The sequence below is a fragment of the Serratia myotis genome, from assembly GCF_027474885.1.
GTDB lineage: Bacteria > Pseudomonadota > Gammaproteobacteria > Enterobacterales > Enterobacteriaceae > Serratia > Serratia proteamaculans.
On record NZ_CP099707.1, the window covers coordinates 1,044,804 to 1,057,382 of the forward strand.

General features: G+C 58.6%; 12 protein-coding genes. 9 read left to right on the top strand and 3 right to left on the bottom strand.

Annotated features, from left to right (window positions below; translation table 11 throughout):
* Window positions 1-86 precede the first annotated feature (86 nt).
* On the bottom strand, window positions 87-2,699 hold the full coding sequence (locus tag NHG65_RS04855) for an ATP-binding protein (protein WP_261415387.1): 2,613 nt from the start codon (window positions 2,697-2,699) through the stop codon (window positions 87-89).
* 141 nt (window positions 2,700-2,840) lie between these two features.
* Between NHG65_RS04855 and NHG65_RS04860 the strand changes: the two genes are divergently transcribed.
* The 6 genes from NHG65_RS04860 to NHG65_RS04885 all read left to right on the top strand — a co-directional run bounded on the left by NHG65_RS04860 (window position 2,841) and on the right by NHG65_RS04885 (window position 9,161).
* The gene (locus tag NHG65_RS04860; RefSeq protein ID WP_207976295.1) at window positions 2,841-4,361 is read left to right on the top strand and encodes a sugar ABC transporter ATP-binding protein; all 1,521 of its coding nucleotides are present in this window, start codon (window positions 2,841-2,843) and stop codon (window positions 4,359-4,361) included.
* Between the two features lie 28 nt (window positions 4,362-4,389).
* Window positions 4,390-5,379 carry an ABC transporter permease subunit gene (locus NHG65_RS04865; RefSeq protein WP_499182994.1) on the top strand — a complete coding sequence of 330 codons (990 nt, stop codon included), beginning with the start codon at window positions 4,390-4,392 and terminating at the stop codon, window positions 5,377-5,379.
* Window positions 5,380-5,583: 204 nt separating this feature from the next.
* Complete coding sequence (locus tag NHG65_RS04870) at window positions 5,584-6,528, top strand: ABC transporter substrate-binding protein (protein ID WP_085115406.1); 945 nt, start codon at window positions 5,584-5,586, stop codon at window positions 6,526-6,528.
* A 61-nt stretch (window positions 6,529-6,589) separates the two neighbouring features.
* A complete protein-coding gene (locus tag NHG65_RS04875) occupies window positions 6,590-7,276 on the top strand; it encodes a D-lyxose/D-mannose isomerase (RefSeq protein WP_413502076.1) in 687 nt (228 codons plus the stop codon).
* 11 nt (window positions 7,277-7,287) lie between these two features.
* On the top strand, window positions 7,288-8,148 hold the full coding sequence (locus NHG65_RS04880; RefSeq protein ID WP_012005474.1) for a ketose 1,6-bisphosphate aldolase: 861 nt from the start codon (window positions 7,288-7,290) through the stop codon (window positions 8,146-8,148).
* The gene (locus NHG65_RS04885; RefSeq protein WP_261415390.1) at window positions 8,148-9,161 is read left to right on the top strand and encodes a carbohydrate kinase family protein; all 1,014 of its coding nucleotides are present in this window, start codon (window positions 8,148-8,150) and stop codon (window positions 9,159-9,161) included. Before NHG65_RS04880 ends, NHG65_RS04885 begins: the two co-directional genes overlap by 1 nt.
* On the opposite strand, the gene NHG65_RS04890 is transcribed toward NHG65_RS04885, so the two are convergent.
* Window positions 9,136-9,876: a response regulator gene (locus NHG65_RS04890; RefSeq protein ID WP_112347729.1), complete on the bottom strand. Its 741-nt coding sequence runs from the start codon at window positions 9,874-9,876 to the stop codon at window positions 9,136-9,138. The genes NHG65_RS04885 and NHG65_RS04890 overlap by 26 nt on opposite strands.
* Before the next feature lie 210 nt (window positions 9,877-10,086).
* Between NHG65_RS04890 and mak the strand changes: the two genes are divergently transcribed.
* From mak to NHG65_RS04905, 3 genes are all read left to right on the top strand, one after another.
* Complete coding sequence (gene mak / locus NHG65_RS04895; RefSeq protein ID WP_261415391.1) at window positions 10,087-10,995, top strand: fructokinase; 909 nt, start codon at window positions 10,087-10,089, stop codon at window positions 10,993-10,995.
* A gap of 102 nt (window positions 10,996-11,097) precedes the next feature.
* The gene (locus tag NHG65_RS04900; protein ID WP_099062320.1) at window positions 11,098-11,331 is read left to right on the top strand and encodes a type II toxin-antitoxin system Phd/YefM family antitoxin; all 234 of its coding nucleotides are present in this window, start codon (window positions 11,098-11,100) and stop codon (window positions 11,329-11,331) included.
* Window positions 11,328-11,714: a type II toxin-antitoxin system VapC family toxin gene (locus tag NHG65_RS04905; RefSeq protein WP_085115413.1), complete on the top strand. Its 387-nt coding sequence runs from the start codon at window positions 11,328-11,330 to the stop codon at window positions 11,712-11,714. The genes NHG65_RS04900 and NHG65_RS04905 overlap by 4 nt, the downstream gene beginning before the upstream one ends.
* Window positions 11,715-11,716: 2 nt before the next feature.
* On the opposite strand, the gene licT is transcribed toward NHG65_RS04905, so the two are convergent.
* The gene (licT, locus tag NHG65_RS04910; protein ID WP_099062319.1) at window positions 11,717-12,559 is read right to left on the bottom strand and encodes a BglG family transcription antiterminator LicT; all 843 of its coding nucleotides are present in this window, start codon (window positions 12,557-12,559) and stop codon (window positions 11,717-11,719) included.
* Between the last annotated feature and the right edge of the window lie 20 nt (window positions 12,560-12,579).

Here is a 12,579-nt window from a genome sequence, read left to right on the forward strand (position 1 = left end):
TGTTATCCCTGGCTGGGCGTGCGTCTGGCACGCTGATTCATCAAAAGCAGGGCGGCATAATAACGAATCAGAGGCGAAAAATCGCCTCATTCCCTCCTAATTGCGTCGCCGGCCGCGTTTGAATGGCGTGCCCGTTGCAGTGCCAGCGCCAGTTGCCGCTGGCTGAAAGGCTTGCGCAGCAGTTCCACATTGGGCAGTGTGTCTTCGTGGTGGCGGCGTATATCCTGACCGCTGATCAGCAGCGCGGTGATATGCGGATTAATCTCTCGCGCCAGGCCAATCACCTGCACGCCATCCAGTTCACCCGGCAACATCAGATCGCTGATCAATACCCCAATATCCGGCGTCTGGCGCAGCAGGGCCAGCGCCTCATGGCTCTCCGCGCAGTCCAGCGTCAGGTAGCCGAGCTGGTGCAGGTGCTCACACAGCGTATGACGCACGTCGTTTTCATCTTCCAGCACCAGCACCAGATTGTCGGTGCCGTCGTTTTCCTCGGGCGGCAGTGTTGGCGCTTGCACGACGGCCGGTGTAGGGGCTCGCGGCAGTTGCAGACGAACCAGCGTACCTTCGCCCGGCGCGGTCTCAATCTGCACCCGACCGCCGGACTGGCGGACAAAACCATACACCATCGACAACCCCAGCCCGCTGCCACTGCCGACGGGCTTGGTGGTGAAGAAGGGCTCGAACACCTGTGCCTTCACCTCTTCCGACATACCGCAGCCGGTGTCGATCACCTCCAGCGCCACCATGTCCTGCTTTTTGCCGCCGCTGCGTTGTACCCGCTGGTTGTAGATGCGGATCTTCACTACGCCGCTACGGCCTTCCATGGCATCCCGGGCGTTGACCACCAGGTTGATCAGCGCATTTTCCAACTGATTGGCATCGACCCACGCCGGCCAGCCGGGCCGCTGAGACTCAATGCTCAGCGACAGCGTGGTAGGCAGAGAGTGACGCAGCAGCTCCTGCAGATTCTCCACCAGTGACTGCAGTGTGACGGCCTGCGGGTGCAGTGCCTGTTTACGCGAGAAGGCCAGTAAACGCTGGGTAAGCTGTGCACCGCGTTCGGCGGCCTTCAGCGCGCGGGCGATGCGCTGCTCGGTCTGCGCATCCTGAGTCTGTTGGGTGGTGAGTTCCAGGCTGCCGATGATCACCGCCAGCAGGTTGTTAAAATCATGCGCCAGACCGCCGGTGAGCTGGCCGACCGCCTTCATTTTTTGGCTGTGCAGCAGCGCCTCTTCCAGCGCTTTGCGCTCGGTGCGTTCCAGCACCACGTTGACTACGCCGCGATTGGGTACCGGGCTAAAGCGCAGTTCGACGGTGCGGCCATCGCTCAGGCGCAGCTCCTGTGGCTGCGGCAGTTCGCTGGTCAGGTTAGCCAGTACCGCTTCCCAACGCTGGCCCGCCGGTGGCGTCACGTGTTGCAGCAACTCACGGTAGTGCTGACCACGGTGTAACTGGTGTTCGTTGAGCCCCAGCAACAACGGATACTGCGGGTTCCACACCACCAATTGGCCGTCGTTATCGAACAGCGCAAAGCCGTCGCGCATCGCCAAAAAGGTGGTTTCAAGTTGGGTGCTTTTTTCTTTCAGCAGGCGGGAGGTCTGTTCCAGCGAAGCGGTGTTGCGCGCAAAGACGTTGAATGCCCGCGCCAATTCGCCCAGTTCGTCACGCCGTTGCAACGCCGGTACGCTGACGTCACGTTCACCGCGCGCCAGCCGCGTCATGGCACCGGCGATCGCCGTCAGGTTCGAACCGAGATTGCGGTAGATATACAGCCCGGCGAAGCCGGTAATCACCAGCGCCAACAGTGCGAACAGGCCGATAAACCAGCTGATGGAGCTGAGCTCACGATGCGTTTGGTGGGTGCGCAGCTCCGACTCGTCCGCCACCTTCTGCACGTAAAGGTTGATGTCGTCGTTGAGCATCGCCACCAGGGCTTTGATATGGTAGGTGTAATAGGCCAGCGCCAGATCGCTTTGCTCCAGCTCCAGCGTTTCGGGCAGCAGGCGCTGCTCACTGTCGCGAAACTGCCGCATTTTCTCGTCTACCAGGGCATCCGGGCTGCGCTGCGGCCAGTAGGCCATCACGCTGTCGAGCTGTTGGGCGGCGGCCTTGGGTGTTGGGGTTTGAATGGCGATCGCCAGCAGTCGGTCGATCTGGCTCAGCAGCGGCAGCGAAGGCTGGTCCAGGTTATTACGCTGATTGAGGCTGGCGATATGCCGCAGTGTGCTCTGTGACTGATACAGCCCGCTGAGCAGGATATTGCGTTGCAGATGCCGCGCATGGCCGAGATCCAGCATGCGGGTCACGCTGGTTTCCAGCGCGTTGCTGCGGCTGATGATGCGCTGGACCAGTTCCGGCTCGCTGTGTGCCAACGGAGCGTCCGCCAGTCGGCTGAGCGAGGCCTGCAGCGCTAACTGGGTCTGCTTCAGGCGGGCCGATTCGCTCTGGTACTCCAGCGCGCCCACCACCTGTGAAAGCCGAATGGCGGCGGTCGCCACGTTGGAGGTATCCCGGCTTAGCGCCATGCTGCCGTTCATTTCTTTCAGCGTCTGTGCCTGCACCTGTTCCTGCAGCTTGCCCGCATGGTTAAAACCGACGATCGCCACGCCGCTGACCATCAGCGTCACCGCCACCACCAGCAGGTTGAACATCAGCAGGCGCCCACGTGCACCGGCAAGGAAAGGCAGTCTGCGCATCGTATCCCCCGTAACTGACTGTTCGCAGTATAAATCCTCGTTCCATTAACAATATGACAAAGATGAACGGCCGCTGACATTTTGCATTTATTTATGCGTGGTTAACTGCACTCAATCCGAACCGCAACCTGAGGTATGACGATGAGCGCAACCCCGATTCTGGAAATGCACAACATCGCCAAGAGTTTTGGTCAGTTCTATGCGCTGAAAGGCGTCAACCTGACGGTTTATAGCGGTGAGATCCACGCGCTGATGGGTGAAAACGGCGCGGGTAAAAGCACGTTAATGAAAATATTGGCCGGCGCTTATATCGCCAGCAGCGGGGAAATTTTTATCGATGGGCAGCCGTTTGCCATTAAAGGGCCAAAAGATGCCCTGGCAGCAGGCATCACGCTGATTTATCAGGAAATGAATCTGGCGCCGAATCTGACGGTGGCGGAAAACATTTTTCTGGGCAGCGAGATCCAGCGCGGTGGCCTGGTGAAGCGCCAGCAGATGTTGCTGGAAGCACAGAAGGTGATCGATCGTTTGGGCGCGCAGTTCAGCGCCGGCGATCGGGTGATGAAATTAACCATCGCCGAACAGCAGCAGGTGGAAATCGCCCGCGCGCTGCACCGCAACAGCCGTATTCTGGTGATGGACGAACCGACGGCGGCACTCTCTTCGCGTGAGACGCATCGGCTGTTTGAGTTGATCAAACGTCTGCGCGATGAGGGAATGGCGATCATTTACATCAGCCACCGCATGGCGGAAGTGTACGAGCTGTCGGATCGCGTTAGCGTGCTGCGCGACGGCCAGTACGTCGGTAGCCTGATGCGCGACAAACTGTCTGCCAGCGAATTGGTGCGCATGATGGTGGGCCGTCCACTGAGCGATTTGTTCAACAAGGAACAAGGTATTGCCGTGGGTGAGCCGCGCCTGACGCTACACGGGCTGACCGACGGCAAGAAAGTGAAACCGGTCAGCCTGCAGGTCCGTGCCGGAGAGATCGTCGGTCTTGCCGGGCTGGTGGGGGCAGGACGTTCCGAACTGGCGCAGTTGATTTTCGGCGTGCGCAAGCCGATCGGCGGTACGGTAGAAATTGACGGCAAACCGGCCAATATCCATTCACCGCGCGACGCCATTGCGCTGGGCATCGGTTTTCTCACCGAAAACCGCAAAGAGCAGGGCTTGTTCCTCGATCTGGCGGCGCATGAAAATATCGTTATGGCGACGCTGGAGCGCGACGGGCGCTATGGCCTGCTTAATCGCCGCAAGGCACAGCGTATTTCCAGCGATGCCATCGGCCTGCTGAATATTCGCGTGCCGCATGCTCAGGTACGGGCCGGTGGGCTGTCCGGCGGCAACCAGCAAAAGCTGCTGATTTCACGCTGGGTGGCGATCGGCCCGCGAATTCTGATCCTCGATGAACCGACACGCGGCGTTGACGTCGGCGCCAAAAGCGAAATTTACCGCATTATGAGCCAGATGGCGCAGCAGGGAGTGGCGATCCTGATGATATCCAGTGAACTGCCCGAGGTGGTCGGCATGAGTGACCGGGTCTACGTGATGCACGAAGGCAGCATTGCCGGGGAGCTGAGCGGCGGCGAGATCAGTCAGGAGAGCATTATGACGCTGGCTACCGGCGTCGAACCTGTCCTGGAGGCGGCCAGCCATGAATAATTCTATCCCTACGCTCAAGGAGCCTGTCATGACTTCAAATCCGCTGCCACCGGCCGCAAAAAATCCGACGCTGAAACGGGCATTTTTGGGCGATATGATGCAAACCGTCGGGATCTTGCCGATCTTGATCCTGATCGTCGCGGTTTTCGGCTTTGTCGCGCCAAATTTCTTTACCGACGCCAACCTGCTGAATATTGCCCGGCAAGCGTCGATTAACATCGTATTGGCGGCGGGTATGACCTTCATCATCCTGACCGGCGGTATCGATCTCTCGGTGGGCTCGATGCTGGGTACCACCGCGGTGGTGGCGATGGCGGTCTCACTGATGCCGGGCCTGGCCGGGTTGTCGATCCCCCTGGCGCTGCTGGCCGGTTTGGGCATGGGGTTGTTTAACGGTTTTCTGGTGGCCTATGCCGGGCTGCCGCCGTTTATTGTCACGCTGGGGACCTATACCGCCCTGCGCGGTGCGGCTTACTTGCTGGCCGACGGTACCACCATCATCAATTCTGACATCAGTTTTGAATGGATCGGCAACTCTTATCTGGGGCCGATCCCCTGGCTGGTGATTATCGCTTTCGCGGTGATCGCGCTGTGCTGGTTCATCCTGCGCCGCACTACCCTGGGCGTCTATATCTATGCGGTGGGCGGTAATATCCAGGCGGCGCGCCTGACCGGGATCAAGGTCGGTGCGGTACTGCTGTTCGTCTACGGCATGAGCGGCTTGCTGTCAGGGTTGGGGGGGATAATGAGTGCCTCACGCTTGTACAGCGCCAACGGCAACCTCGGCATGGGCTATGAACTGGACGCGATCGCTGCGGTGATCCTCGGCGGCACCAGTTTTGTCGGCGGCATTGGCACCATTACCGGCACGCTGGTGGGGGCGCTGATTATCGCCACCCTGAACAACGGCATGACGCTGATGGGCGTCTCATACTTCTGGCAATTGGTGATCAAAGGGGCGGTGATCATCATAGCTGTGCTGATAGACAAGTACCGCACCCGCAATTACCAGCACTAGCTTACCCGTCGTCTTTCAAGCCGCAGCGTTGTTACCTGCACTAGCCCACCCCAGTTACTTACTCAAGTAAGCGCCTGGGGATGAACTAGCTGGCCGCCTGGCTGCAACTTGAAATCCATAGGGTAGGTTGGGTGATAAAGAAAGGTTGGTTGGCGCCCACCGGGGCAGATTTTTCGTAGATCGGAAAATAATGAGGAAAACACTATGCGTTTCAAGCCATTGATTACCGCTTTACTGGTTACCGCCGCGCTCGGCAGTGCCTCGTTGGTGCAGGCAAAAGAGTTGAAATCGATTGGGGTGACGGTAGGCGATTTGGCCAACCCGTTCTTTGTCCAGATCACCAAGGGTGCGGAAATGAAAGCGCGTGAGTTGGCCGGCGACAAGGTCAACGTGACGCTGGTGTCGAGCGGTTATGATCTTGGCCAGCAGGTGGCGCAGATCGACAACTTTATCGCTGCCAAGGTCGATATGATCATCCTGAACGCCGCAGACTCCAAGGGCATCGGCCCGGCGGTAAAACGCGCCAAGGATGCCGGTATCGTGGTGGTGGCGGTTGACGTGGCGGCCGAAGGGGCCGATGCCACGATCACCTCGGACAACACCCAGGCCGGGGCGATGGCCTGTAAATACATCAGCGATCGCCTGAAAGAGAAAGGCAACGTGGTGATCATCAACGGGCCGCCGGTGTCTGCCGTGCAAAACCGGGTAGAAGGTTGCATGACCGAGCTGAAGAAACACCCGGAGATCAAACTGCTGTCTTATAACCAAAACGCCAAGGGTAGCCGTGAAGGTGGGCTGGAGATCATGACCGCGCTGTTGGCGGCCAATCCGAAGATCGACGGGGTGTTCGCGATTAACGATCCTACGGCGATCGGTGCCGATCTGGCCGCCAAGCAGGCGCAGCGCAGCGAATTCTTTATTGTTGGCGTAGATGGATCGCCGGACGGTGAAGAGGCGCTCAAGCGCGGCGGAAAATCGCTGTTTGTCGCGACGCCGGCACAGGATCCTCAGGTGATGGCGGCCAAGGCGGTCGAGATCGGTTACGACATTCTGCAGGGTAAACCCGCGCCAACCGGCCCGGTGCTGATCCCGGTAACCATGATCGATAAAAACAATATCGGCAGCTACAAAGGCTGGACGGTGAAATAACCTGTTATCGGCGGGGCCTGCCCGATCGGGCCCCTCATTCCTTATCGCTTCCGGAGGCACCATGAACCGTTCCGCCGTGAACCAAATCCTGCAGCAAACCCAGCATTTTTTTGCCCGCTTCGACGTCCATCTGCCGCCGTTTGCCCATTTTAGCCCAGCGGTCTGGCAGCAGCTCGATCGTCAGCCGTGGCAGGAAGTGTTTGACCTGAAACTGGGTTGGGACGTCACGGCATTTGGCGACGATGATTTCGCCCGCAAAGGGTTAACGCTATTTACCCTGCGTAACGGTTCGCCCGGTGGGCAACCTTACGCCAAAGGCTACGCGGAGAAAATCATGCATTGTCGCGAAACGCAGGTGACGCCGATGCATTTCCACTGGCGCAAGCGGGAAGACATTATCAACCGTGGTGGTGGCAACCTGATCGTCGAGCTGTATAACGCAGACCTTCAGGAAGGGCTGGCCGATAGCGCGGTGACCGTGACGCTGGATGGCTGCCGACAGACCCACGCCGCCGGTTCGCGCCTGCGGCTGGCACCGGGAGAAAGCATCTGCCTGACGCCGGGTATCTATCATAGCTTCTGGGGCGAGGAGGGGTTTGGTGACGTATTGGTGGGCGAAGTGTCGACGGTGAACGATGACGACAACGACAACCGTTTCCTGCTGCCGCTCAGTCGTTTTAGCCAGCTTGAAGAAGACCAGCCGCCGCAGTGGTTGCTGTGTCACGAATACTTACGCTTTATCGCTTAAGGAGAACCAGCATGGCATTGATTTCACTGGCGCAGGGGTTGGCGCAGGCTCGTCAACACGGTTATGCGCTGGGCGCGTTCAACGTGCTCGACAGCCACTTTCTGCGTGCCTTGTTTGCCGCGGCGCAGGCGGCGAGATCGCCCTTTATTATCAATATTGCCGAAGTGCACTTTAAGTACGTCTCGCTGGAATCCCTGGTGGCGGCGATTAAAAGCGAAGTGGCGCAGCACGATATTCCGGTGGTGTTGAACCTGGATCACGGCCTGCATTTCGAAGCAGTAGTGCAGGCGCTGCGACTGGGGTTCAGCTCGGTGATGTTCGACGGCTCCGGCCTGAGCTACGAAGAGAACGTACGTCAGACGCAGGAAGTGGTACGCATGTGCCACGCGGTCGGCGTCTCGGTGGAGGCGGAACTGGGGGCGGTCGGCGGTGACGAAGGGGGTGCGCTGTACGGTGAGGCGGACAGCAACAAATTTACCGATCCGCAGCGGGCGCGCGAGTTTGTCGAATTGACCGGCATTGATGCGCTGGCGGTGGCGATTGGCAATGCGCACGGCAAATACAAAGGCGAGCCGAAGCTCGATTTTGAGCGGCTGGCGGCGATCCAGCAGCAGGCCGGTATCCCGCTGGTGCTGCACGGCGGGTCCGGCATCAGCGATGCCGATTTCAAACGTGCGATCGGCCTGGGCATTCACAAAATCAACTTCTATACCGGCATGTCGCAGGCAGCGCTGGGGGCGGTTGAACAGCGCATCACGCAGCGCCACGCGATTTACGATGAGTTTGCCGAAGTGCTGCTGGCGGTGGAGCAGTCGATCAGCGAAGTGGTGCAGCAGCAGATGCATATTTTCGGCAGCGCCGGACGGTTGTGATGAACCGGCGTGGCATTGTTTCGGCCGGCAATATGCTGGTGGATCATGTGCATCAAATTGCTCACTGGCCGCAGCCGGGCTGGTTGGTGGAGATTGAACACAGCCAACGAGCCACCGGCGGTGCCCCACTGAATGTGCTGCTGACATTGGCACGTATGGAGACCGGATTGCCGCTGGCGGCGCTCGGGTTGATCGGCTGCGATGCGGATGGTGACTACATCCTGCAGATGCTGGCGCAGCATCGGGTCGACAGCGACCTGGTGCGGCGTAGCGAAACGGCCATGACCGCCATGTCGCAGGTGATGACCGAACCGGGCGGGCAGCGGACGTTTTTCCATGCTCCGGGTGCCAATCGGTGTCTGGATCTGACCGATTTTGACGGACTGGACAGCGAGCATAAAATTTTCCATCTGGGTTATCTGCTGCTACTCGACAGCCTGGATCGACCGGATGAGGAATTCGGCACTCGCAGCGCCCGCCTGCTGGCACAGATGCAGCAGCGCGGTTACCAGACTTCATTGGATCTGGTGTCGCGCCAGGGGGATCCACGCTATCGCCCGCTGGTGTTACCGGCACTGCGCTGGCTGGATTATCTGGTGATCAACGAACTGGAGGCCGGTGAGTTTACCGGGCTGGCATTGCGTGCGGCTAATGGTGAGGTGCAGCCGCAGTTGATGGCCGAGGCGGCAGAACAGTTATTGCAGGCCGGTGTGCGGCGACGAGTGGTGATCCACTGCCCGGAAGGCGCATACGGTGTCGAGCAAGGGGGAGAAGCGCGCTGGCAGCCGTCTTGGCGTGTCAGTGAAAGCGAAATTGTCGGCAGCGTCGGTGCCGGGGATGCTTTCTGCGCCGGTGTGTTGTACGCCAGCCATGAAGACTGGCCGTTGGTAGCGACGTTGCAGTTGGCACATGCCTGTGCGCGGTTCAATTTACTGTGCGCCAACGCGATCGATGGCGCACGATCCTTGCCGGAACTGCAGGATTATATCAGGCGACAGCCACCGGTTGGCTGACGTCGGCGGCAAAAACATAGCCCAGCCCGCGAATGGTACGGATCAATTCTGGCTGATGTGGATTGCTCTCGATTTTGCGTCGTAACCGCATGATCAGCACGTCGATGGTGCGATCGAACACCTCCAGCGTTTCGCTGTGGGTTAGTTCCAACAGGCGGTCGCGGGTCAGTACTTTGCGCGCATGTTGCACCAGCGCCAGCAGCAGGCCGTATTCGCCCTGGGTCAGATCGACCGGTTGTCGCTGCGGGTTGTGCAAGGTGCAGCGGGCAGTATCCAGACACCAGCCGTTAAACTGCCAGCCTTCGGGTTTGTTGTGACCGGCGGCGGCCGGTTCCAGCGCCAAGGCACCGGTACGACGTAATACCGCCTTGGCGCGGGCGACCACCACGCGTGGGTTAAAGGGTTTGGCGATGTAGTCGTCGGCACCCATCTCCAGACCGACCACCACGTCGGACTCGGAGCCCAGGCCGGTCAGCATCACCACCGGCAGATCCGGGCGCAGCCGGTGGATCTGCTGCAACACCAGCAGGCCGTTGGTGTCCGGCAGGATCAGATCAAGCAGCACCAGCGCAATGTCCGGCTGCTGGTTGAGTAGCGTCAGCGCCTCGCTGCCCCGGTGGCAGGCATGCACGGTAAATACGTGCTCATTGAGCACGTCGCAGAGCAGATCACAGATAGCGGGGTCGTCATCGACAATCAATATGGCAGGTTTCATCGCTGCTCTCCGGATTTTATGATGCGGAAAATGTTATCAATAAGTTAACTGGCTAACTGCAGTGTACCCGATGGCTAATTAATAAGCGGTAGTCGGTGTGGATCTGATGCGGAAATTGCCATCACCGTCACACTCGGCGCTGATTGAGTGATCCTGGCAACTGAATATATTAGGCTGTGGCAACGTTGTGGTGCATTGAGGAGAAAAATCGTGCGCATTGGTATCGACCTGGGTGGCACCAAAATTGAAGTGATCGCGTTGGCTAACGATGGGCAGGAACTGTTCCGCCATCGCATCGCCACGCCGCGCCATGACTACCAGCAAACGCTGGATGCGATTACCGGTCTGGTGAAGCTGGCAGAAGAAAATACCGGCCAGCAGGGCTCGGTCGGCGTGGGCATTCCCGGCACGCTGTCGCCCTATACCGGGCTGGTCAAAAACGCCAACTCGGTGTGGCTCAACGGCCAACCGCTGGATAAAGACCTGTCAGCGATGCTGGCGCGTGAAGTCCGTATTGCCAACGATGCCAACTGTCTGGCGGTATCGGAAGCCACCGATGGCGCTGCCGCCGGCAAGCAAACCGTGTTTGCGGTGATTATCGGCACCGGCTGCGGTGCTGGAGTGGCGATCAACGGCCAGGCACACTCGGGCGGGAACGGGATCTCTGGCGAGTGGGGGCATAACCCGCTGCCGTGGTTGGATGAGGACGAGCTGCGTTTTCGCGCAGAGGTCCCTTGTTACTGTGGGAAGCAGGGCTGCATTGAAACCTTTATCTCCGGTACCGGTTTTGCCACCGACTATGCACGTTTGAGCGGCAACCCGCTGAAAGGGCATGAAATCATGACGTTGGTGGAGCAAGGGGACAGGCTGGCAGAGCAAGCCATCAGCCGTTACGAGCTGCGGTTGGCGAAGTCGCTGGCGCACGTGATCAATATTTTTGATCCGGACGTGGTGGTGTTGGGCGGCGGGATGAGCAATGTGGATCGTCTGTATCAGCGGGTACCGCAGTTAGTGAAATCCTGGGTATTCGGCGGCGAATGTGAAACCCCGATCCGCAAGGCCGTCCACGGCGACTCCAGCGGCGTGCGCGGCGCGGCCTGGTTGTGGCCACAGCTGTAACTGTTGCAAAAAAGCGCGGGCCCGCTCGCGCTTTAATCAATTCTCTGTACAAAAATTAGACTCCCCTCTATGCTTTAGCTAACTTAGCTAAGGAGATCGCGTATGCCTATCCAGGCCAATATGCACGAAGCCAAATCCAACCTGAGCCAACTGGCGGATAAAGCCGCACAGGGAGAGACCGTGATTATAGCGAAAGCAGGGAAGCCGTATGTTCAACTGATGGCCATCAAGGGGCAAACCCGTAAGCCTGGTGCCGCCAAGGGCAAGTTTACCGTGCCGGACAATTTTAATGATGGCGATGCAGATATCACCGCGCTGTTTGAGGGCGATGAATGAAACGTCTGCTGCTGGATACCCATGCGTTGCTGTGGTGGCTGATCGATGACGCCAGCCTGGGGGAGAACGCCAGAAGGCAGATCGCCGATCCCGGTAATGTGGTGTACGTCAGCGCGGCCAGCATTTGGGAGATTTCGATTAAGCGGGCGTTGGGCAAGCTGGCGCTGCCGGAGGACATTTTCGAGGTAATTGATGCCGAAGATTTTCTGCCGTTGCCGATGGCCGCCTTTCATGGTCAGCAGGCGGGCCAATTGCCGCCGCATCATCAGGATCCTTTTGATCGCATGCTGATCGCCCAGGCGCAGGCCGAAGGGCTGACGTTGATTTCCGCCGATGCCGCTTTCCCGCAGTATGGCATCCGGGTGTTTGACGCCCGGCGCTAGATCTATTTCACTTCGCTCTCGCTGCGTACCCGTTCGATATGAATAGTCAGGAACATCATTTCTTCGCTGGTTAGCTGGTGCTGGTAATTTTTTTCGATGTGTTGGTTAATCTTGCCTGAGCAGGCGAAGGACTCGCGGTACTTTTCTTTCACTACCTGATAGAGCGAATCGTCGTCGCTGTCGACGTAGTTTTTCCCCAGCAGGCGCTGCGCAAAGAACTTCAGATGGGTGACAAAACGGTGATAGCTCAGGGCTTCTTCGTTGTAGTCAAAACGGAAGTGATATTTGACGATGTTCAGGATCTCCTGCATCACCCGGGTGATGTGCAGGGTGTTGTGCATTTCGTCATTCAGTTGGGCGTTGACCAGGTGCAGAGCGATAAACCCGGCCTCATCTTCCGGCAGGGCGGTGCCCAGTCGTTGAGCGATCAGCGCCAGCGCTTCCAGCCCGACGGCAAACTCCGCCGGGTAGAGTTTTTTGATTTCCCACAGCAGCACGTTTTTAATGTCCAGCCCTTGCGCGTGGCGCTGCAGCGCAAAGTGGATATGATCGGTCAGCGTGATATAGACGATGTTGTGCAACTTACCCGGCAGACGCTGGCGGGCAAGGGTGATGATCTTGTCGGCGGTGGTCACGCAGGCCAACGGGATCTCCGACAGCAGCGTTTTAAAGCGCTCGGCCATTTCGCTGCCGTTCAGGGTGAAGATCTTCTCGATCAGGCTTTCGTCCAGCGGATCGCCAGCCTTCTTTTTAAAACCAATACCTTTCCCCATGACGACCGTTTCTTCCTGACGATCGTCCAGCGTAATCACCACGTTATTATTGAGTATTTTTTCGATCTTCATGGCTATTCCCGGATGTTTCA